This is a genomic window from Sediminitomix flava (assembly GCF_003149185.1).
GTDB lineage: Bacteria > Bacteroidota > Bacteroidia > Cytophagales > Flammeovirgaceae > Sediminitomix > Sediminitomix flava.
The window spans coordinates 254,102-279,746 of the sequence record NZ_QGDO01000003.1 but is presented as its reverse complement, the minus strand read 5'-3'; the positions used below and the strand labels follow the sequence as shown (position 1 = coordinate 279,746).

Here is a 25,645-nt window from a genome sequence, read left to right as displayed (position 1 = left end):
AAATAGATTAGAGTCATAAACACTTCTAGATACTTTGACCAACGCTAAGTAGTATTATGCTTTAGCTTTTTTCTTCTTTCCCTTCTTTTTCTTTCCTTTTTTCTTCTGTGTATTTTCAGCTCCTGCTACGCCTTCTTTTACTTCAGGTTTAAACATCGTCTGATACACATGTTGTTGGAAAGTTTTCATCTCTTGAACAAACTCATCGAAGATTCCTTGCTCTTCTTGAATAAGGTTGTTTGTTTCTCCAAGATCTTTTGAAAGGTCAAAAACAGATGCCTCTAGTTTCTTTCTGACAACCTTCAACTTTCCATTTTCTTTGTTGTCATTATAGGCATCAGGATCAATACCTCTATAGTTGTGTGCTTTATGGACTTTCTTATCTCCTTTGCGATAAGCTTCTATATTTTTAGCATTGAAATAATAGAAATCTTTTCTTGGAGAAGCTTCTCCACTCGTCAAAGTATTCCAAATGTTATAACCATCAATGCTATAATCTGGAAGGTCAGCACCAGCAATAGCTGCAACTGTTGGGTAAAGATCAATCTGAGATACCATATCATCAATCACTTGACCACCTTTGATTGTACCTGGCATATAAACGATTCCTGGTACTCTGTGACCGCCTTCAAAGGTTGTTCCTTTCCCTTCTCTGAATGGCCCTGCACTTCCAGAATGTGTTCCTTGTTTTTTTGAAGGCCCATTGTCCGATGAAATAACAACTAGCGTGTTTTTAGCTAAACCTTGCTTCTTTAACTCCTTTACGACTTCACCAATTGACCAATCAATTTCCATCATCACATCAGCGTACAAGCCATGTCCCGATTTCCCTTTAAATTTATCTGAAACAGCTAAAGGCGTATGTGGCATGTTATGCGCTAAGTATAAGAAAAATGGTTCATCCTTATGTTCTCTGATATATTTTGTAGCTTCTTCAGTATATCTGGTTGTAAGTGTACTATTGTCAGGATTTTTCTCAATGATTTCCTCATTTCTGTAAAATGGCAACTCACCATTTACTTTAAGGTCATGTGAGTGAGGTACTCCATAGAAATAATCGAAGCCGTGATTTAGCGGTAAATACTCATCGTAATAACCCAAGTGCCATTTTCCGATAAGAGCAGTTGCATAATCTCTTTTTTGGAGCATTTCTGCCATTGTTTCCAAGTCATAGCTTAAGCCTTTCGGAGTATCCAAAAGTACTTTTGGCATACTAGCTCTAGGAGGATAACAACCTGTTAGAAGAGCAGCTCTTGAAGGTGAACAGATATTTGAGCCTGCATAGAAATTCGTGAAACGAACCCCTTTATCTGCAATTTTATCCATTTGGGGCGTACTGTTTTCAGGCGCACCATAGCAAGACAAATCTGCATAGCCCATATCATCCATATAGATGAACACAATATTTGGTTTTTCTACTCCTTTGATCGCCGATTGAGCTTGTGTCTGCTCAAGAAGACAAAGGATAAGGAATGATATAAAAAATATTGCCTTTTTCATTTTCAAAAAATTAAGATTGTGTCACACCCTTGATAATGATCTCTTTTAGTCTGAAATCATTTTTAGGATCAATTTCATTACTTACTCTCACTTTCAAGCTGTACTTCCCTTTCTTAAGGAATAGCTTACCCACAGATTTAGTACCCCAAGTGTATTCGTGAACCTCAGTTCTCTCTTCTCTATCTGGACTTGGGATTAGCTCTGAAACAAAAGCATCGGTCATTGAAGCTGACAATTGTTGCTCTCCAAGTTCAAGGATCAGTTTAAAACCTGTAAAAGATTCTGAGAGGCTATAAAGTGCATCGAAAGTGTATTCTCCATCTTCAACTACTTTAAGATCCCAACTGATCACGCCTTTTTTATTCTTGAAGTTTTTAGCCCAGTCGTTTGACCAACCTTTTCCTTGATAGCGAACTTTGTTCTTTGTTTTTCCATCTACAGCAGGAAGATATACATACTCTGTATCACCTACTTCAATGCGAGGAACCTTTGGTTCATGACCACCGCTAGTTACATCTATAAACCACTCATGATAAGCCTTTCCCAAATCTTCTACAACTTGAGGATGTTTAGCACTAATGTCAAGCTCTTGATTTGGATCGATCTGCATATCATATAAAGTGGTATCATTGTCTTTACTGAATACCAATCGATACTGCTCCGTTCTTACGGCTCCTGCTGGTGCTTCTTCAAAGTTCCAAGGTTGGTTATGAGTAAAAATTGTACGTTCCTCCCATGACTGTCCTTTCAACAATGGACTTAAATCACTACCGTGAATGTCAAGTTCTGAAGGCACTTCTACATTACATAGTGTTGAAATAGTAGGTAAAATATCAATGTGCGCTGTTAACTCTTTAATATTTCCCTCCCCATATCCTGGCACTTTCATAAAAAATGGTACTCTTACTCCACCTTCATGAACTGTAGCTTTTTTACCTTTCATTCCAGCATTGTATCGCTCTCCATTTGGTCCATTATCTGATGTATAAATGAAGATTGTATTTTCCCATAGTCCGTTATCTTTTAAAGACTGAATCAATCGACCTACATTATCATCGATATTTTCAACCATACCATAAACAGCCGCAGTACGATCATCTAAGCCTTGTTTTTTATACTTATCAAAGTACTCATCTGCAACTTGAAATGGTGCATGTGGTGTATTGTAAGGAACAAAACACAAAAATGGTTCCTTATTATTTTCTTCGATAAATGAAATTGCGTGATCTGTAAGTACATCTGCAATATAGCCCTTAGTTTGTACAAACTCACCCTTTTCATTCTCTAATTTTGTATCAAAGTAATTGTTCCAGTGACCTGCGCAAAAACCTAAAAAAGTATCGAAACCTTGTCCTACAGGGTTATGCGGATATTGAGCACCATTATGCCATTTCCCAAAAAGTCCTGTTTTATACCCATAAGTTTTGAAAAGCTCAGCAATTGTTACTTCCTCGCTATTCATCACTTCTTTTCTTCGAGTCACCCAATTTACACCTGTTGCCAAGTTGTGCCTTCCTGTCAAGAAACTCGCTCTTGTAGGAGCACATACTGCATTGACCATAAAACGGTCAAAAGTAATATTCTCTTCAGCAAAATTATCAATGTTAGGTGTTGAAATATATTCATTACCAGTAATACCCAGATCACCATACCCTTGATCATCTGCCATTACAATAACCACATTGGGTCTTTGCTTTTGCGCTTGTACAGACTGTACACCAATTAGGCATAGTCCGACAAGGATGATTTTCTTTAAAAAGCTTTGCTTTAACATCTTTACTATCTTCTGAGTGTAACTTAAAAAGTAGAAAGGTTCTTTAGGTTCTGATTGCTAAAGAACCCTTTCTGAAAGAAAATTTATTTACTCATCTTTTGTACTGGCTGCTTTGAAAGCATCTGATTCATGGTAATAGCTTTGAAGCTCATTTCTTCAGTACTATCTGAAGATGGATACCACACGACTTCCACAGACTCTCCTGGTAGCATATCAAAATAATTATCTGACCAGCTTCCTGTATGATCTTGACTTTCAAGCTTAACTCCCCTTAAAAGCTTATCAGTTTTAAGTGTAATTGAATACGAATTATCTGCATTCTTAACGATCTCTTGCTCAAGTGTATAATCCGTTACTAATGCCAAATCTTTATTTCTGATACTGAAGTATTCGTTTCTATCAATGACTTTTCCATCTCTAGACAGCTCTGCTACTACTACAAGATTTGCTCTATTTAAAGGAACTAGTGTGCTCGGAATCACAAATTGGAACTTACTTGAATTCGCTTGAACTTGTACAAGCTCTTTATTCTCATAAATTACTTTGCCATCAAAGTCCATTACTTTAAGCGTTAAGTCCGCAGACTCATCTTCAAGTTTATCTGAAACGGTATAGATATGGAAATCTTTATTTTCTTCTGAAATAGATACAATGACATTTTTATAACTATCTCTTACGGCATAATGAACAGCTTTCCAACGTCCTTCATAATCAATACTTGCCCAACTCGCTACTGGCCAACAATCATTTACTTGCCAGTATAAAGTACCCATACAATGTGGCATATTTCTACGATGTGTTTCTACGGCGAATTTCACATCATATGCTTGGTACATCTGAGAGATATAGACAAACTTTTCAAAATCGTCTTTACCATTTACATCAAACTCTTTCTGTACATTCTTAAGAATTCTTTTGTTACCATACTTAGCTTTCTGATGGTTTCTCATAGCCGGAGACCACAAATTCATATCCTCTTCTTTCACATAGTTTTTAAGCGTAGCAACTTCAGGATAACCTTGGTAACCATACTCACTCATAAAACGAGGTACATGTTCTTTGTAGTATGTCCAAGCTTTTGGCCCTTTCCAAACATCCCAAAGGTGTCTGTCTCCTTCATTTTCTAGGTGATCGCCATACTTTCTGAAATAAGGAGAAGAAGCCCAATAATCTCTGTTGTCATACTCACCTAAAACGTTTGGAATTTCTTCAGTAAATAATCTGAAGTAATCATTGATGATTTTGGTAGAATCTGCTTCAGACCATTTCATTTGCTTCTGGATTCCCCATCCAAACCAAGCCCACTCAATCTCGTTATTTCCACACCACATTGCCAATGATGGGTGATTTCTCAAACGAATCACGTTATCTTTTACCTCAGCTTTCACATTTTCAACAAAAGCTTCGTCTCCTGGGTAAAGACTACAAGCAAACATAAAGTCTTGCCAAACTAGAAGTCCATATTTATCACAAAGGTCATAGAATAAATCTCTTTCGTAAGTTCCGCCACCCCAAACACGAATCATATTCATATTTGCATCAGCACAAGCTTTAATTGTTTCCTCTAATTTTTCATCCGAAACTCTGTCTAAGAACATATCTCCAGGAATGTAATTTGTTCCTTTCATAAATACATCTTGACCGTTAAGTCTGAATGAAAATGCGGCTCCTATTTCGTCTTTTGCTGTATTAAGTTCAATGGTACGAATACCAATGTTTTCTACTTTCTCATCTTGTACTTCACCATCGATTGTAACCTGAGCTTTTAATGTATAAAGGTTTTGCTCACCCAACCCGTTTGACCACCACAGTTTCGGATTTTTGATATCAAAGGAGAATGAAACTGCATTTTGTCCTTTTGATAATTTCACCTTAGTATCAGTGTAAACTACACCACTCTTAGCATCCACAATCTGTACTTTTGCTTTACTTTTAGCATGTGAAGTAAGGTTTACCTTTCCTTTTACTGTCACATTTTTCTCAGACATATTGTGCTGCGTATAATGTACATTTTCGATAGTTGTAGCACCCCATGACTTTAGCGTAATTGGACGGTAGATACCTGAACTCACCAAACGCGGACCCCAGTCCCATCCATATTGGTATCCAGCCTTACGAGTCATCACACTCAATTTTTTATCTCCTGTACCTCCAGTTTTCGCATCATCATTGATCGCATAAAGAGGGTAACCTACCTCATCCCATAATGGCTCTGCTACTTTTATTGGAGAATGGAAATAAATTTTCAGTGTGTTTTTTCCTTCTTTAAGGATATTTTTCACATCTACTTTCCATGTACGGAACATGTTATTTGCAGAAAGAATTTTTTCTTCATTAAGATATACATCAGCGTATGTATCTAGTCCCTCAAAAATCAACTCTTGATGATTGTGAGATGAAGTATTCTTATCTACAGTGAAGCTTGTTTGATAGATCCAATCCTTTTTATCAATCCATTGGACTTTCTTTTCGTTGGTTCCAAAAAAAGGATCTTCAATTTTATTATGCTTTAAAAGGTCAGTATGAACACAACCAGGAACAGATGCCTTTAACCATTCTTTCTTTTCTGCTTGGCTAAACACCCAATCCTTATCGATTGTCATCTCTAGAACTTTTGACTGTCCAAAACCTTGGAGCGAAAGCCCGATAAAGCATAATACTAATTGTAATGTTTTTCTGAAGTTCATCCTCATGTCTATATCTATTATCTATGAACGATCAATTTTAAATCTCAATCCGGATAGAATATTTTTTGACTTTGAATACGTTTCAAAAGTACACTTAAAGAAAATTGCAAAAAGGGTGAAATCTCAAAAATAGAAGGGTATATATCTTTAATTACCTGCCTTTAAAGTATCATAGACCCTACTTTTAAAAAGTAACCTTCAAACCAATAACTTTTCTGTTTTTAAGATATGTAGATGTTAAAAGTATCAACTCTAAAATTCAGCCATAAAAAAACTCTGCAAACTCATGATCTTTATCACGAGCTTACAGAGTTAAATTAATCGATTACTTATTTACCTTATTCTTTTACAACCTTGGTCACACCTACATCTTCTATCTGGATAAAATAAACTCCAGTATCTAAACCTTTCAGATCAATTTCTAGTAGCGTTCCATCAGACTTCAACTGCAATACTTCTTTACCTAGTACTGAATAAACAACCACTGATTTACCCTTCTCTATATTCTGGATATTGACAATTCTTGAAGTAGGATTTGGATAGATATTTACAGAGATGCCTTCTGGAGCATCTAGTACTTTTATCTTTTTGAAAATTGCTGATATGGTTCTATCTCCTGCGACACTTTCAAACAAGTACTCTGTTATAGCTCCAACAGACATAGAATCGATAAATACTTCTTGAACTTCATATCCCTCTTCAGGAATGATTTCAAATAATTGATCTTGTCCTTCTACAACCTCTGCTATTTCTGGATAAATACTACCGTTTTCCCCTGCTAAAGCCGGTATGGTATAGATCGGGTAATCTCCAAAAATCACTCGAATGATTTGATCTTCATAAATGTCTGTGAGATTTAAAGTTTCAACCCTACCTAAACTGACTTCATTTTGTAAGACATCTAAAATAGTATATCCAACTTCTGGTGTAAATACCAGTTCAATTATATCATCGAATACCATTGTGGTATCTTGAAGACTTAAAGTACCATTTCCTTCAGAAAGGACTTCTATTGAATAAAGAGCTTTCTCAAAAGTAGCTTCAATAGTATGATAATCTTGAACGTTACTAAATTCATAATTCTCTACAGATCCTATACTATCTCCATCAACCCAAACATTTGATACTTTATAACCTTGCTCTGCTATAAACTCAAAGTTCTTACTTTCTCCCTCATTTACTTCAATTGAACCTGGAGAGATAACTCCATTTTTTGTCCCTTTCACTCTAATGATATAAGAATCTACTGTGCTCTGATCGAAGAAATGAGGACGAACAACACTGTCAAGCTCGGTCTGTACTTTTAGTTTCCAGTCTTTTTCAAAATCCCATGATTTAAAGTTTATTGTATCTGCAAATTGTAAGGTTTCTAGTCCTGCATCTTTTTCAGAAGCTGAAGATATAAGCTGTCCTGTAGTTTCTATGTCCCAGTAAGCATTAACTACACTTGCAGAAGAATTTGAGTTACCAACCAAGCCTCCAACATCTTGAGCCCCCTCAATATGCCCTACAGCATAACTTTCTTGTATTAATGAGGTATAATTTGCTCCAGCCAAGCCACCGACATTTTTATTCCCTATTACAGTAGCATAAGAATAAACTTTACTTAAGATTGATTCATCAGCAATTTCACCTAAAATACCTCCTACGGATTTATTCGATGAGGTTATTAGACCTGAAACCCAAGACTTTTCTAGAATCGTGGCTTTAACTTTACCTGCAATTCCTCCTACAAAATTAAACCCATCAATACTTACGTCTTTAACTTTTAACTTTTTAATCACCGCTTCTTCTGCAAAACCAAACAGCCCTACATACTTTGCTTCAGGTCGATTAATTGTCAAAGAATCAATCTCAAAACCTTGACCATTCAAACTTCCTGTAAATGGTATTTTGTCTGTACCGATTGGTGAAAATCCTTCTTCCAAATTCCAGTGGAATGTCTCTGAAGCATCTATATTTTCTGTAACCAAATAGTGCTTGCTCCAACGGACTGAATCAGACATTCCTGTTTCCAATCCTTCGGATAACCATCTCAATTCGGAAAGATTACTGATTTGATAAGGATCAGAGATTGTTCCTGTACCTATTGTTGGCTCTGTTGCTACGGCCAATCCTGATTTGATAAAGAAGACTTCAAGCGTTTGATTAGCAAATATATCTTGGAAAGTATATTCCGAAATCACTCCCAAATCTTCACCATTCACATAGACTGAATGAACCTCATAACCTTCATCTGCGGTGAACTTAAAGGTCTTCACTTCATCATAGAAAATCGTCGTACTTGACGAATCTACCTCGCCATGGTTTCCTACATTTACCGTAATCTCATAAGGAATTTTCTCAAAACTTGCTGAAATCGAATGTGCAGAAGAAACCTCTACAAAAGTATATTCACTTAAAGCTCCTTGACTTACAGAGTCGACGAACACATCTACAATCTGATAACCATTTTCTGCTTTAATTTTATAAACTCTTGTTTCTCCTTCAGTTAAACTCAAGCTTCTCGGACTTATACTTCCTCCTACACTATCTGCTACACTGATAAAGTGAACATTCGTATTTCCATCTCGGAATAAATAAGGCCTGACCAAACTATCCAATTCAGAAACTGTTTCTAGACTCCAAACTACATCTAAGTTCCAATCCACGAAACTACTGTCTGCTGCAAAGTTCTCGCTAATCAATCCAAACTTCGCTTTTGAACCTGCTGATACAGTCTGCTGAGTAGTTTCTGTATCCCAATAAGACTTTTCAACCTTGGCAGTTGAGTTTACTTGCCCTACTAAACCGCCGTTATTTTCTTCTCCTAAAACTTTACCTACAGCATAACTTTCTAGCACACTTGAATTGTAACAGGCTCCTAAAAGTCCTCCGACATTTCTAATTCCTGTAACATTGGCTAGTGAAAAGCTTCGGTGAACAAAAGTATTTTTACCAATCTCTCCAATTAGTCCACCAATTGATTTCTCTGTAGATTCTAAATCTCCACTTACATAAACTCGTTCTATGATCGAGCCAACAGCTTTACCTGCTAGACCTCCAATAGATGATTTACCTAAAAGTGAGACATCTGTTAAGCCTAATTGATGAATGTGAGCATCTGACACAAAACCAAACAATCCTACTTGTTTACCTTCTGATCTATTAATTGTCAGGGAATCAATCTCAAAACCTTGACCATTCAAACTACCTGTAAATGGTATTTTGTCTGTACCGATCGGTGAAAATCCTTCTTCCAAATTCCAGTGGAATGTCTCTGACGCATCTATATTTTCTGTAACCAAATAGTGCTTGCTCCAACGGACTGAATCAGACATTCCTGTTTCCAAACCTTCAGACAACCATCGCAATTCTGAAAGATTACTGATTTGATAAGGATCAGAGTCTGTTCCTGTACCCATTGTTGGTTCTGTTGCAACGGCCAATCCTGATTTGATAAAGAAGACCTCTAGCGTTTGATTGGCAAATATATTTTTGAAGGTATATGACTCTGACACCAATTGTTCTTCCCCATTCAGTTTAACTGAATACACTTCATAGCCGTCTTCAGGAAGAAAATTAAAGGTCTTTACTTCATCAAATTGAATAGTGGTATCACCTGAATCAACACTTCCATATTTATCAGTAATAAACGTAATTGTGTAGTCTATTTTATCAAAAGTAGCTGAAATCGTTTGTGATGAATTTACATCTACAAAGGTATACGCAGACAGAGCTCCTTGACTTTCATCATCAACCAATACATCTGCGATCTGGTAACCTGCATCTGCTTGTATTTTGAATCTGACGGAATCACTCTGATTCATCTGTAGAGTTCTACTTCTAATTTGCCCTCCTTCACTTTCCAATACTTCTATTGTATAGAGTGGTAATGACTCATGTAAGAATAAATGAGGACGAGCGACACTGTCTAATGAACTGATATTCTCAAGCTTCCATGAATTCTCAAAATTCCAGTCTTCAAAACTCAAAGAGGTATTAAACTCAGAAGTTATCAGTCCAAAAGCATCTGCAGAAGCTGATGAACTTGCCTGATTACTCGTCTCTTTGTCCCAGTATGACTTTAGAATTTGAGCTGAAGAATTTGTAGTTCCTACTAAACCTCCTGTATTACTAGATCCTAAAACTTGACCTACAGCATAACTTTCTAAAACATCTGATGTATATGCTGCCCCTACAAGACCTCCCACATTTTTGGCTCCAAATACATTTGTCAAAGAATACGATTTATGAATCAGAGAACCTTTATTTAGTTCTCCCACTAATCCTCCGACATTCTTATCTGTAACAGAAATATTACCTGAGACATACGTTCTTTCAATCGTCGAACCATATACTTTTCCTACCAGTCCACCAACAAAAGCATTAGCTGTAACACTTACATTAGTTAGACCAACTTGTTCTACATAAGTTCCTTCAGTAAAACCAAATAGTCCAATATTATTATCATTTGGTCTATTAATAACTAAAGAATCGATGGTAAAACCTTGTCCATTGAAAGTTCCTTTAAAAGGTATGTCTTCTGTACCAATCGGACTAAAACCTAATTCCGAATTCCAATCTTTGCTACCCGAAGCATTAATATTATCGATAAGAATGTAATGGCTATTCCAGCGTTCTTTTGTACTTACATCCCTACCTGTTAGTTGCTCACTTGTATTTTGACTTTCATCAATTTCATTACTCAATAAAAAGTATCTACTTCCACTAGCCAAATCATTTGATGTTGATGATCCTCCTTCCGATAGCCACCTTAAATTTGAAAGTGTTTCAATTTGGTATGGATCATCAATTGTTCCGTAGCCCTTAGCCGGCATAGAAGCTAATGTAAGGCCCGATTTTGTAAAGAACACCTCTAAGGTTTGATCTTCAAAAACATCCGTAAATGTATATTCTGTTACGACACCTTTCTCCTTTCCATTAACTAAGACAGAAGAAACTTCATAACCATCTTCAGGCATAAAAGTGAAAGTTCTAGAATCATCAAAAGTAATTTGTAAAGGCGTTTCTGTATCACTTTCTGTTACTGTTCCATTTATAGAGTAACTCAAAGATATATTATAAACAACTTCTTTATATTTCGCCTCGATTTCATGGTTAGACTGAATTGCATCGAAGGTATATTTTGTCAAAACACCTTGATCTACTCCATCTATTTTAAGTTGCTCAATTTCAAAACCTTTATTAGGAACAATATTAAATGACATGCGCTCATTTTCTGCCAACTGAATAGTTGTTGGAGATATTTGTCCACTATCACTTTCTACTACTGTAATCGAATAAGTATTAGAAGGCTCTACCGATAATAAATATGGTCGAGGTGTATTATTAAATTCGTCCTTTAACTCAATATTCCAAACATCTACAAAATTCCAATTCTCAAAATTTGTAGCGACTTCAAAATCTGCAGTCGATAAACCTGAAGTATCATCAGAACCTGCAGAAACTAATTGTCCTGTTGTTACACGATCCCAATATGAATCTAATACTGTCGCTGTTGTATTTTCAATACCAATAAGCCCTCCTGTTTTGTCAGAGCCATTCACTAAACCTACAGCATAACTTTGCACTAAACTTGATGAATAATTTGCTCCGACTAAACCACCTACATTTTTTGGGCTATATACAGATGCAAAAGATGAAGCTCTTAATAAAACAGAATTCTCAGTTAACTCCCCGACAACTCCTCCAACACTTTTACTTACGGCTGAAATACCTCCAGTTACAGATACATTTTCGATAATAGACCAAGATGCCTTTCCTACTAAACCTCCAACAACACTACTTCCTTCTATTTCGGCATTCCTTAAATTCACACGTTTAATCTTAGCCTCTTTGATCTGACCAAAAAGTCCTACTTTACCCGTTTCTCTCTGAATATATAGACTGTCAATGTAATTACCTTGACCGTCAAAAGTCCCTTTAAACTTGTTATTATCATCACCTATCGGAGTAAAACCATAACCTGCATTCCACTCTCGTGTTTCTATTGCGTTAATTGTATCAGTAAGAATATAATGCATTGCCCAACGGACAGAATTTTTTGGTGCACCATTCCCTCCTTCTGATAACCATCTCAATTCTGCTAATGTACCAATCTCATAAGGGTTTTCAACTGATCCATCTCCATTCTCGGGCTCTGAAGCTAAAGTTAATCCAGACTTGGTAAATAACACCTCAAGGGTCTGATCTTTAGTTACATTTGAAAAAGTATAAGAATCACTTGGTGACTTTACCTTTCCATTGACTAAAATTGAAAAAACCTCATAACCAACTTCTGGTGTAAATTGGAAGTTTTTTTCTTCGTCAACATAAATTTCCGTATTTCCTAAATCTATACTTCCATGTTCAGTAGGAAGTACTGTGATTTGATATAGCTCTCTTTCAAATTCACCTTCAATTGTATGATTCTCTTCTACCTCTTTGAAAATATAGCTACCTAAAGGACCTAAACTATCGCCATTTACCAAAAGATTTGATAGCACATAACCAGGACGCTGCCCTAATCTGAATTCTAAACTTTCTCCTCTAAAAAGAAATACTTTTTCATAAGTATATACCCCTTCAGTATTTTTAATAACATCTATAACAAATTCTTGTGCTTGATTTGTATATAGATATGGTCGAGAAACAACATCCCACTCCTCTATTCCGATTTCCCAAGCATGTTCAAAATCCCAAGTTGGAAAATTGTTCGAATCTGCAAACTCTACTGTATTCAAACCATAAATTGATTCATCAGAACCCGATGAAACCAACTGTCCTGTTGTTTCCTTGTCCCAATATGAGTCTAAGACTGTAGCATAATTAATTCCTATTAGTCCTCCAGCTTTGCTGTTTGCTATTACTTGACCAACAGCAAAAGACTCTTTAATCATTGCTTCTGTTGTATTTCTTCCAACAAGTCCTCCAACATTACTATCACCTATTACTCCTGCAAGTGAATAAGCGCGATAGATAAATGCATTTGAAAAGTTATCTCCGACTAAACTCCCTACTGTTTTATCCGTTGCCTCTACCTTTCCTGTCACAAAACATTGCTCAATACTAGATGCCTCACTTTTACCGGCAATACCTCCAACAAACTTTTTCCCTTTGATGTTCGAGTCTACTAATCCTATACTTCTAACTTTTGCACCGTCTTTTAAATGACCAAATAAACCAATAGATTCTTCATTTTCTCTATTAATTACAAGCCCTTGAATAAGGTTAGTCTGCCCATTAAAACTCCCTGTAAAAGCATGAGTACCATCTCCTATTGGAACAAAACCTTTCCCATTATGCCAATCTAAGGTTTCTGAAGCATCTATTGTATCTGTTAAAACATAATGTTTTGTCAAACGGTCGACATCATCAGTATTTTCTGATAACCAACGTAAGCCTGCAAGTGAACTAATCAGATACGGATCAGTAAAAGTACCATTTCCTGTAGGTGCTACTGCTGATCTGATAAAAACAGCTTCAATATTCTGATTTTCATAAATATCTCTAAAAGTATATTCGGTAATTGCGCCTTGGTCAACACCATTGACAGACACTGAATAGACTTCAAAGCCTAAATCTGCTGATATTGTAAACGTTTTCTCTTCGTCAAAATAAATGCTTTCTGTACTTGGACTAATTTGACCATTACTTCCAGCTGATGCAGTTATTGTATAAAGTTCTTTTTCGAAACTAGCTGATATTGTATGATCTCCTGTTACATTCTCGAAAGTATAACTTTCTACAGCACCAACACTTGAACCATCAACTAATACATCAGATAATATGTAGCCTGCATCAGCCACTATTGTAAAAGTTTGATTTCCATTTTCTACCACAGTACTTGACGTTGGTGATATACGGCCACCTAAACCTGAACTCACACTAACCGTGTATCTATCGATAAACAAATAAGGACGAGGGTTCGCATTCAAATTTGTGGTATAAATTGCCCAATCAGAAGAAAAATCCCAATCCACAAAATTTGAAGAATCAGAAAAATCAATTGTTGCTAAACCTACTTCAGTACTTTTCGCAGATGTAATACTAGAAGTTTCTGTATCCCAGAATGTATTTGTGATCATTGAAGAACCATCAGCCAAACCAACTATTCCTCCTTTAGAATTCTCAGAACTCACGACAGAACCTACTGCATAACATTCATCAATTGTAGAGCCGTAGTTTGCACCAACTAATCCTCCTGTATTTGTTAGTCCTTCTACATTTACAAAAGAATATGATTTTTGCAGAATTGAGCCAGCAGTCATACTTCCGACTAAACCACCTCCATTTTTAGTAGTAGCCAATAACTCCCCACTTGCATAAGAAGTATAAATAGTTGTAGATTCTGCTTTACCTGCTAATGCTCCCACTGCATTCTTACCGATAATATTTACCTCTGTAAGACCTAAGTTTTGAACTTCTGCATTTGATAAAACACCAAATAAACCTACAAATTTATCATCTATACGGTTTATTGATAGACCTTCAATTTTGAATTCTTGCCCATTGAAACTTCCACTAAAATTATCAGTATCATTTCCAATCGGGTTAAATCCTAGATCAAAATTCCAATGTACTGTTTCCGAAGCATCGATATTTGATGTCAAAATATAGTGCTTGCTCCAACGATCTGTATCAGTCATACCGCCATCAATTCCCTCAGACAGCCATCTTAATTCTGAAAGATTACTAATATGATAAGGGTCTGTTATATCTCCTGTTCCTGTTGGAATAGTAGCTTCAGCCAATCCAGACTTTATAAAAATAACCTCAATACTCTGATCTTCATAAATATCTCTAAAAGTATAGCTTGTGATAGCACCTTGTTCTTCTCCATTCACAAGAACTGAATAAACTTCATATTCTAAATCAGGAGTTATCGTAAAAGTTACCTCTTCATCAAAATATAAACTTGCAGAACTTGGGCTTATCTGACCATGATCACCTGCAGTTGCTGTAATCGTATAAGGTACTTTCTCAAAAGTTGCTGAGATGGTATGATCCGTTGAAATATCATTAAAAGTATAACTCTCTACTACGCCAACACTTGCTCCATCTACCAAAACATCTGCTACTTCATAACCTGCATCTGCCTCAATCGTAAAGATTTGATTCTCACCTTTTAGAAATTCAGTAGTACCAGGTGAAATACTTCCACCTACATTTTCTGTTACACTTACTGTAAATCTATCAATAAAAAGGTAAGGACGTGGATTAGCATCTAATGCTGTTGAATAGATTGCCCAGTCAGAAGTAAAATCCCAATCAATGAATTGTGTAGCATCTGAAAACTCAGCTGTTATTAAACCAAATAAACTTTCATCTGATCCAAATGAATTTGATTGAGTTGTTGTCTCAATATCCCAATACGAATTTTCTACTAGCGATGAACCGTCTGCTAAACCGGCTAATCCTCCTACTGAAGCTTCTGTACTCAACACACTTCCTACTGCATAACTCTCTCGTATTGTTGAACCATAATTGGCACCAACCAAACCACCTGTATTTGTGAGACCATCAACATTTACAAATGAATATGCTTTCTCAAGTACAGAGCCATTAGTCATACTACCGACTAATCCTCCTCCATTTTTTGTTATTATCTGAACTGATCCACTCGCATAAGAACTTTCTATATTTGCACCATCAAGTTTTCCTGCAATACTACCTACCGCATTTTTCCCTTCTATATCCACAGAAGTCAATCCAAGATTTTGGACTTGTCCACTCGATATTACACCAAACAAACCTACAAACTTCTCATCACCTCGTGCAAGCGTAAGTCCGTCTATCACAAACTCTTGTCCATTGAAACTTCCACTAAAATTATCAGTATCATTTCCAATCGGTCTAAAACCTAGATTTGAATTCCAATGTACTGTTTCCGAAGCATCGATATTTGATGTTAAAACATAATGTTTGTTCCAACGGTCTGTATCAGTCATACCGCTATCAATTCCCTCAGACAGCCATCTTAATTCTGAAAGATTACTAATCTGATAAGGGTCTGATATGTCTCCTGCTCCTGTTGGAATAGTAGCTTCAATCAATCCAGACTTTATGAAAATAACCTCAATGCTCTGACCTTCATAAATATCTCTAAAAGTATAGGTCGTGTTCACACCTTGGTCTTCTCCATTCACAAGAACTGAATAAACTTCATATTCTAAATCAGGAGTTATCGTAAAAGTTACCTCTTCATCAAAATATAAACTTGCAGAACTTGGGCTTATCTGACCATGATCACCTGCAGTTGCTGTAATCGTATAAAGTACTTTCTCAAAAGTAGCTGAGATTGTATGATCCGAGGAAATATCATTAAAAGTATAACTCTCTACTACCCCAATACTTGCTCCATTTACTAAAACATCTGCTACTTCATAACCTGCATCTGCCTCTATCGTAAAGATTTGATTTTCACCTTTTAGAAATTCAGTAGTACCAGGTGAAATACTTCCACCTACATTTTCTGTTACACTTACTGTAAATCTGTCAATAAAAAGGTAAGGACGTGGATTAGCATCCAAAGTTGTTGAATAGATTGCCCAGTCAGAAGTAAAATCCCAATCAATGAATTGTGTAGCATCTGAAAATTCAGCCGTTGTTAAACCAAATAAACTTTCATCTGATCCAGATGAAATTGATTGAGTTGTTGTCTCAACATCCCAATATGAGGTTTCTACTAGCGATGAACCGTCTGCTAAACCTGCTAATCCTCCTACTGAAGCTTCTGTGCTCAACACACTTCCTACTGCATAACTCTCTCGTATTGTTGAACCATAATTGGCACCAACCAAACCACCTGTATTTGTGAGACCATCAACATTTACAAATGAATATGCTTTCTCAAGTATAGAGCCATTAGTCATACTACCGACTAATCCTCCTCCATTTTTTGTTGTTATCTGAACTGATCCACTCGCATAAGAACTTTCTATATTCGCACCATCAAGTTTCCCTGCAATACTACCTACCGCATTCTTTCCCTCTATATCCACAGAAGTCAATCCAAGATTTTGGACTTCTCCACTCGATATTACACCAAACAGACCTACAAACTTCTCATCACTTCGTACCATTGTAAGTCCGTCTATCACAAACTCTTGCCCATCGAAACTTCCACTAAAATTATCAGTATCATTTCCAATCGGTCTAAAACCTAGATTTGAATTCCAATGTACTGTTTCCGAAGCATCGATATTTGATGTTAAAACATAATGTTTATTCCAACGATCTGCATCAGTCATACCGCTATCAATTCCCTCAGACAGCCATCTTAATTCTGAAAGATTACTAATCTGATAAGGGTCTGATATGTCTCCTGTTCCTGTTGGAATAGTAGCTTCAGTCAAACCAGACTTTATGAAAGTAACCTCAATACTCTGACCTTCATAAATATCTCTAAAAGTATAGCTTGTGATAGCACCTTGATCTTCTCCATTCACAAGAACTGAATACACTTCATATTCTAAATCAGGAGTTATCGTAAAAGTTATCTCTTCATCAAAATATAAACTTGCAGAACTTGGGCTTATCTGACCATGATCACCTACAGTTGCTGTAATCGTATAAAGTACTTTCTCAAAAGTAGCAGAGATTGTATGATCCGTTGAAATATCATTAAAAGTATAACTCTCTACTACCCCAACACTTGCTCCATCTACCAAAACATCTGCTACTTCATAACCTGTAGCTGCCTCTATCGTAAAGATTTGATTTTCACCTTTTAGAAATTCAGTAGTACTAGGTGAAATACTTCCACCTACATTTTCTGTTACACTTACTGTAAATCTGTCAATAAAAAGGTAAGGACGTGGATTAGCATCCAAAGTTGTTGAATAGATTGCCCAGTCAGAAGTAAAATCCCAATCAATGAATTGTGTAGCATCTGAAAATTCAGCCGTTGTTAAACCAAATAAACTTTCATCAGAACCTGCTGAAATAGACTGATTCGTTGTTTCAATATCCCAATAAGAATCAGTGAATGATAAGCCAGAATTATTCAATCCTATCAAACCACCAAGGGCTGTAGTTCCTGTTACATATCCTACAGCATAACATTCAGATATGCTACTTGAGCTATAATTTCCTCCTACAATTCCTCCTACATTAGTTACTCCACTTACATCTGCAAAAGAATAAGATTTTGAAACCAAAGCTTCATTTGCATTATCTCCTACAAGTCCTCCTACAGTTTTATTTGTTGAAGTGATTGAACCACTCACATAACACTGACTTACAGTTGATTTCTCATTTTTACCAATAAGACCTCCCGTAAAATTTTGTCCTGAAATGGAAACATCGATTAAACCTAAATTCTTTACTTCTGCACCATCCTTCAAGTAACCAAATAAACCAATATATTTTTCAGTTGATCTATCTATCGTAAGATTTGAAATAACATGTTCTTGACCATCAAAACTACCAAAGAATTTCAGACCATTCCCATTATTTCCTATTGGCCTAAAGCCCGATTCCAAATTCCAATGCTCAGTCTCTGAAGCATCGATATTTGATGTTAAAACATAATGTTTGTTCCAACGATCTGCATCAGTCATACCGCCATCAATTCCCTCAGAAAGCCACCTCAATTCTGAAAGTGTACTGATCTGATAAGGGTCTGCTATATCTCCTGTTCCTGTTGGTACAGTTGCTACTGTCAAACCCGATTTTATGAAAATAGCTTCAATGCTTTGATCTTCGAAAATATCACTAAACTTATATGTCGTTATAGCGTCTTGATCTACTCCATTTACAAGAACTGAATACACTTCATATTCTACATCTGCAGTGATACTAAACGTCACCTCCTCATCAAAAGAAATACTCGCTGTACTTGGACTAATCTGACCATGATTGCCTGAGGTTACTGTGATTGTATATACAGACTTGACAAAGCTTGCTGAAAGTGTATGATCAGTAGTTACATTTTCGAAAGTATAACTTTCCACAGCCCCTACACTTACACCATCAACCAATACACCTGAAATCTCATAGCCTACTGCTGCAGTGATTGAAAACGTTGCATCCTCGCCATCCAGCACGGTCGAAGTTTCTGGACTTATACTTCCATTTGCACCAGTATTCACAGTAATATCGTGCTCTACAACTGTAGGAACGATAAACAGATAAGGACGGACATTGATATCCAGAATTTCTGTAGATAAAGTCCATACGGATGTGAAGTTCCATGTTGAAAAATTCGAAGCATTCCCAAATTCAGCTGTAGTTAAACCTACTTCTGTATCAATAGGAGTACTTATACCCGAAACATCAGTATCCCAAAATGAATCTTCAATAGTTCCATAGTTAAGACCAAGTAAACCTCCAAATTTCGCATTCCCAGAGATCAATCCTACTGCATATGATTCTTGAATGATTGAATTAGTATTATTTCTTCCTACTAGTCCCCCTACATTTTCATTACCAGTAACACTCGTAAAAGAATATGATTGACTCACAGTACCTATATTACTACCATCAGAAGCATTATCTCCAACTAAACCTCCAATATGCTTTGCGGTTGAAGTTACAGAGCCACTCACATAACATTTTGATATCGTACCGCCTTTATTTTTTGCGACTAAACCAGCCGTAAAATTAGCTCCTTCAGTGTTGACATCTATCAAACCTAAATGCTCTACCACACCACCCACGGAAAGGAAGCCGAACAAACCGATATATTTTTCAGCAGGTCTTTTAATGGTCAGACCACTGATCACATTTTCTTGTCCATTAAATGTTCCAGTAAAATTCTGGGTGTCGTTTCCTATGGGCTTAAAGCCTACTCCCGAGTTCCATGAACTTGTTTCAGAAGCATCAATATTTGCTGTCAGAATATAATGAGATGCCCATCTTTCAGATTCGCTAGTTCCATCACTTCCACCTTCAGAAAGCCATCTTAAATGAGCTAAGTTTTCAATCTGATATGGATCTTCTAATGTTCCACTTCCCAAGCTTGGCTGCTGTTGAGCAAACAAGTTCAAGCTCGAAAATTGAAGAATTAATATGAGTAGTATAAAATTTCTCATGGTAAAAAATCTATATAGGCGCTAAGACTTAACAATTGTAAACGATACATTTAAATTCTAAATCAAAGCTAGGAGTCTTTAAACCGCACTAAGGGGTCATATTTTTAATTTCAGAGGGGAAATATCTAAAAAGTGTATTTCTGATTGATTTTGAAGGATATTTTAATTGATGACCAACTTCTTCGTGTAAAATTGACCTCTAAAAAAATACCTAATTAAAAAGAGTCCCTTGTACTTATCTGCTAATTCTATGTGAATAAAGTTTGAAGTATTGTCTTTTAGTTCATCTATAACCTGCCCTTCCAAATTCAGGATTTGTAAATTAGAAACTCCTGAATGTATTATTTTGAACTTTCCATAACTTGGATTAGGCATTATTTTTAAAGTGTGTTGTTCTAATATGTGTTGAATATATATGACGCTTGAATATTCAATTCTATTTCTAAAATCTGTTGTTTTTAATCTGTAAAAGTTATCACCCATGTAAGGCATCTGATCGGTATAAGTATACTCATGTATATTTAAAGAATTACCCTGCCCATTGATCTTCCCTAAGGCTTTAAAATTTACCCCATCAGTACTGCGCTCTACCGTAAAACTCAAATTATCGGTTTCTGTTGCGGTAGTCCAGTTTAAGTTTATGTTTTCATCGACTACTTTCCCCCCGAAATATACTAATTGTACAGGTAATGTTCCTGAAGGATTATAAAAAGTAACCTCTAAAGTATGGTCTGATTCAATATCTGAGAATGTATATGACAAGTCTGAAGGTACAACATCGCCATCAACTTTCAATTCTAAAATCTCAAAATTAGTATCAGGTATAATTGAAAAAGTTTGCGATGCTCTTTTATATAAGGAAACAGTAGAAGGACTAACTTCTCCATTTTCTCCTTGACTCACCGTAATGGTATACATGAAAATATGAGGACGAGTAGTTGAACCATCTACAATGTTATAGGTAGCCAATGTCCAATTACTATCAAAATCCCAAGATGAAAAATTAGAAGCATCGGCAAATTCTAAAGTTGTCAAACCATATAACGTTTCATCCAAACCTGCTGAAGTACCTAAACCAGACGTTTCAATATCCCAATATGAACTACTGACAGCTACACTAGAATTATTTTTCCCAACTAAACCTCCGATATCAGTCCCTGTAGGATCTACAGCTCCTGTTGAATAACTTTCTTCTATAACTGCAGAACCAAAATTTCCTCCAATAAGTCCTCCTACATTTTTTACTCCTTTTACACTAGCCGATGAATACGTTCTTTTTAAAGATCCACTTACCGCATTATCTCCCACAATTCCCCCAATCGTTTTATTTGTTCCCTCTACAGAACCAGAAGAGTAGACTTTCTTTACTGTTCCTTCATTTCTACCTGCTATCGCACCAACATAGTTTTGCCCTATGATAGATACATTCGTTAATCCAAAGTTTTTAACTCTTCCTGCAGCTGCTATATAACCAAAGAGTCCTATGTAATTTGAACTTGGTTTATTGATATACAGATTTGAAATCACATATGCCTGTCCATCAAATGATCCTGTAAACTGATCTGTACTATTTCCAATGGGAGTAAAACCTTGTCCCCCATCATTAGTAGCACTTGCATCAATATCGGCAATCAATTGGTAATATTTCCCCCACCTCTCAGCATCCGTAAACTCACTATCATCTTCAGCCAACCAACGTAAATGATCAAGTTCTTCTATTTGAAATGGATTTGAAAATGTTCCCTCTCCACTTGGCTTAGTCTGAGCTTGACCTACATTATTTAAGAAAACATATACGAGTAGGAATAAAATACTTCTTTTGATAACCATAATAGATATTTTGAGCGTAGAAATAATCCGTACGAAATACACTTATTTTATAAGTGTAAAATTAGTCTCTCACTCACTCTCTCTTGGGGAGGTATTTCGAAAATCAGAGGGTATATATTTTAATATTGGTAGATCAAGTACATTCTTACTTCAAAAAGAAAACATCTGAAAAAGATTCTTGTAGTTTCATTACGGTCTGATCATTGTCCTTTACCGCTCTTTTAATCCAACTAAAGAATGTTTATGGGGTATATTTCTCAAGAATTGAAGATATGACCACTTTTATTCAAACTTAGGCATCCAGAATAAAGTCAGAGAAGTATGATATTTACGATCATAAATTCATTGGCGTAAAAAATACACACTGAAAAGGCTCGCCTTGAAGTATTCATTCATTTAATTTTTCAGATATGAAAAAGATATCGTTTTTAACAATACTCACATACTTCATTTTTTTACACTGCTCCTATAGTCAAGGACAAGAAAGACCAAACATTCTTGTGATCACTGCCGATGACTTGGGCTATGGAGATTTAAGCTCATATGGAGCACAAGACATTAAATCACCTAACATTGATCAGATTGCCCAAAAAGGTATTTTATTTACAAACTTTCATACAACTTCATCGGTATGCTCTCCATCTAGAGCATCTATGCTTACAGGTAAATCACCTGATAAAGTAGGTGTGCCTGGCGTAGTAAGACACAATAGCTCAAATAGCTTTGGATATTTATCTGAAAACGTAACAACGATAGGTGACCTTTTTAAAGATCAGGGATATCAAACAGCTATGATCGGTAAATGGCATTTAGGAGATGAAGCTCCAAACTTGCCAAATGATAGAGGTTTTGAGTTCTATAAAGGTTGGTTAGTAGGGATGACTGACTATTATAAACACGAAAGATATGGTCAGAATTGGATGAGAGAAAATAAAACCCCGATTGTACCAGAAGGGCATGTTACAGATATTTTCACAGATTGGACGATTGATTTTATTAAGGAAAAAAGAAATGAGCCTTTCTGCTTATTCTTAAACTATACAGCTCCTCACTCTCCTCTTCAACCAAGACAAGACTATCTTGATAAAGTTCTTAAGGAAAATCCTAACATAGATGAAGACAGGGCCAAATATGTCGGATTAGTGGAGCATATGGATAAATCTATCGGTGATATTATTTCAACCTTGGAAGACACAGGTCAATTAAAGAATACATTAATTCTGTTCTTATCTGATAACGGTGGTGCATTAAGACATGCAGCTAGTAATGCAAACCTTAAAGGACAAAAAGGAGATATGTATGAAGGTGGCGTTCGAGTACCATTAATTGCGATGTGGGAAGGACAAATTCAAGCAAATCAGAAGACTGATCATTATGCTGCAATCACAGACCTTTATCCAACACTGGCAACTGCTGCTCAGATTTCTGAAGCACATTGGGCTGATGGAATTGATGGTATAAATCAAATGGAGCTTTTTAAAGAAGGAACGCCTACAATAAGTGATAGAACCGTTTTTTACATGAGAAGAGGCAATAATTCAGCTTGTGTAGATGGTACAATCTGTTATGCCATTCAGAAGGGAAAATGGAAGTTAGTACAAAATTCAGCTTGTGAGCCTTTTGTATTTTATGATATGATTGCTGACCCTGAAGAAACAAATCCGATTCCTACAGATAAAATGCCTAAGAAATTTAAGAATTTCCAAAAAGAGATGAGAAAGCATCTAGTTAAAGTAGGAGCTACTCCTTGGGCTAGACCAGCTCAATAGTTCCTACCTTACCAATCCTAATTAAAAGAATCCATTAATAATAAATAGTAAACAGTCTAAAAATGCACCACTACATTGTAGGGTGCATTTTTTTATATATAACCTCTAACCTAAAATTTCTATTCTACATAGTAGACATTACCTAGCGTGTCTAAATAACCAGCCTGTCCACTTTTTTCTGCTTTAACTAAACCTCCTTCACTATAATAAATGATATCAAACTGCACAGGAACTATTTCCTTTCCTGCCTTATTGATCACACCTTTTGCGTAGCCATTTCTAACCACTAAAAAGTCTTTTATGACTTTGCCTTGTGCATTTTTTAATAATTCAATCCCATCGTATTTTCTAGGAACAAGAGTTTCACCATTATTACTGAACAAAATCACCTTGTTTTCCTTTACTCCCATCACATAATCTTCCCAACCAAAAAGTCGATCTAGCTCAATAGGAATCACTGTTTTTCCTTCCAAATTTACCATTCCCCATTTACCCTCTTGTTTAACCAATAGATGCTGATCGCCACCTTCCCAAGAAAGATTTTCATATTTAGGAGCTACAAGTTGTTTACCGTTCTTATCCGACCATCCTATTTTTTTAGAAGTCTCAATCTTAAAAACTTTGCGCTCAACGTTCCACTCTACACTTTCATAAATTGGGTCTAACAGACGATAGCCTTGCAAATCCATTGCTCCATATCTTCCATTTTGTTTATACCAAATTGGAGATTGATCTGACACTAAACCTATCTCATCAAAAATTGCATCAGTCAATAATTCGCCATCTCCATTTACCAATGCCCAGTTTGTTCCAATTCTTACCTTCCCGATCATTTCATGATCTTTTAGGCTAGGCTTTTTCTGTTTCTTTTCATTGAACGGTCTGTCCCAAACGCGATCAAAGTCTGCTGATGTTCTATAACTCGACGATCTTTTATCCTTCAAATGATAGATTTCATCGTAAATAAAATCACTGAGTTCTTCTCCTTCAAAATTTACAAAAGCCCATTTCTTATTCATCTGAACTGCAAATACTTTACTATTGTAAGGTCTTACTTCATGGTATTTTTTTTCAAAAATCTGCTTTTGATTTTTATCAAAAATAAGCATCCCTTCCTCATCGGAAGCTCTTATATAAGTTCGAAGTGTATCTATTTTTGTAAATTCTAATGATCGTTGTTTAGCTGTCTCTTTCTGTACTTCTTTCCATTCCCCACGGCTTTTAGCCCAAATACTTTCGGTGTCAAATACAAAAATAGGTGTTTCAAATTCTGGAAATAGCAACTCATTACCTTCTACTGTATACAATCCAAAAGCATTTTCTTTTCTCACTTGAAAAAAGCCATCCTCTGTCTTCAATATTTGATCATATACTACCGGTATTATTTGATTTCCATCTCTATCTATACACCCCCACAATTGATTATTTCTGAGTAAAAAATAATCATCTTCAAGAGGAATAAGGTCATTGAAATACTCTTTCGAAATACTTTGCATAGACCTATCGATCAACATATACTTACCACTTTCTCGAACGATAAAACGCTCTTCATCTACTACTCGAATTCCATCAAAATATAGTTTGATAATTTCTTTTCCATCAAAGTCTACAACTCCATATTTTTTCTGTTGTCTCATTTCTATAAGATCAACATCTTTCAAGTACCTCAAACCTTGATAACTGATCGGTAAGACTTCTTTGCCTTTCAGTGTAAAAAGTCCTGATTTCCCATCTTTAATGACTTGAACATGATTTTCTGAAAACGGAATAATTCCATCATTTTCACATTGTAAAATATACTTTCCCTTTTCATCCATCAGCCCATAAGTGTTCTTTATGCGGACAAGGTAAGTACCTTCAGAAAAAAAGCTAACTTCATCATAATTAAAAGGAATTACCTCATTTTCTTCACGATCAATTGCTCCCCAAATCTCACCATTTCTGAATGGGATCAATTGGGCATTCGCAATGTTTGAAAGAAAAATAAATGAAATCAGAAAAATAATTCGATGCGAAAAAAACATAATTTCTAATGTTAGTTTGAGTAAAAATTGGGACTCTAAAATG

At 35.9% G+C, this 25,645-nt stretch carries 7 protein-coding genes; 1 reads left to right on the top strand and 6 read right to left on the bottom strand.

Going from position 1 to position 25,645, the window contains the following annotated elements; translation table 11 throughout:
• Positions 1 to 54: 54 nt before the first annotated feature.
• The 5 genes from BC781_RS13060 to BC781_RS13040 form a co-directional block, all read right to left on the bottom strand.
• Positions 55 to 1,500 (bottom strand): sulfatase family protein, encoded by a 1,446-nt coding sequence (locus tag BC781_RS13060; protein ID WP_109618398.1) that lies wholly within the window; start codon positions 1,498 to 1,500, stop codon positions 55 to 57.
• Between the two features lie 10 nt (positions 1,501 to 1,510).
• Positions 1,511 to 3,274 (bottom strand): arylsulfatase, encoded by a 1,764-nt coding sequence (locus BC781_RS13055; RefSeq protein ID WP_109618396.1) that lies wholly within the window; start codon positions 3,272 to 3,274, stop codon positions 1,511 to 1,513.
• Between the two features lie 83 nt (positions 3,275 to 3,357).
• Positions 3,358 to 5,877, bottom strand: a complete 2,520-nt coding sequence (locus BC781_RS13050; protein ID WP_158281468.1) for a beta-mannosidase — start codon at positions 5,875 to 5,877, stop codon at positions 3,358 to 3,360.
• A 422-nt stretch (positions 5,878 to 6,299) separates the two neighbouring features.
• Positions 6,300 to 19,979 (bottom strand): T9SS type A sorting domain-containing protein, encoded by a 13,680-nt coding sequence (locus tag BC781_RS13045; protein WP_109618392.1) that lies wholly within the window; start codon positions 19,977 to 19,979, stop codon positions 6,300 to 6,302.
• A 162-nt stretch (positions 19,980 to 20,141) separates the two neighbouring features.
• Positions 20,142 to 21,809, bottom strand: coding sequence for a T9SS type A sorting domain-containing protein (locus tag BC781_RS13040; protein ID WP_109618390.1), 1,668 nt, complete (start codon positions 21,807 to 21,809; stop codon positions 20,142 to 20,144).
• Positions 21,810 to 22,219: 410 nt separating this feature from the next.
• On the opposite strand from BC781_RS13040, the gene BC781_RS13035 reads away from it, so the two are divergent.
• Positions 22,220 to 23,578 (top strand): sulfatase family protein, encoded by a 1,359-nt coding sequence (locus BC781_RS13035; RefSeq protein ID WP_109618388.1) that lies wholly within the window; start codon positions 22,220 to 22,222, stop codon positions 23,576 to 23,578.
• Positions 23,579 to 23,697: 119 nt separating this feature from the next.
• Here the strand turns inward: BC781_RS13035 and BC781_RS13030 are convergent, their stop codons facing one another.
• Positions 23,698 to 25,602, bottom strand: a complete 1,905-nt coding sequence (locus BC781_RS13030; protein WP_158281467.1) for a WG repeat-containing protein — start codon at positions 25,600 to 25,602, stop codon at positions 23,698 to 23,700.
• Between the last annotated feature and the right edge of the window lie 43 nt (positions 25,603 to 25,645).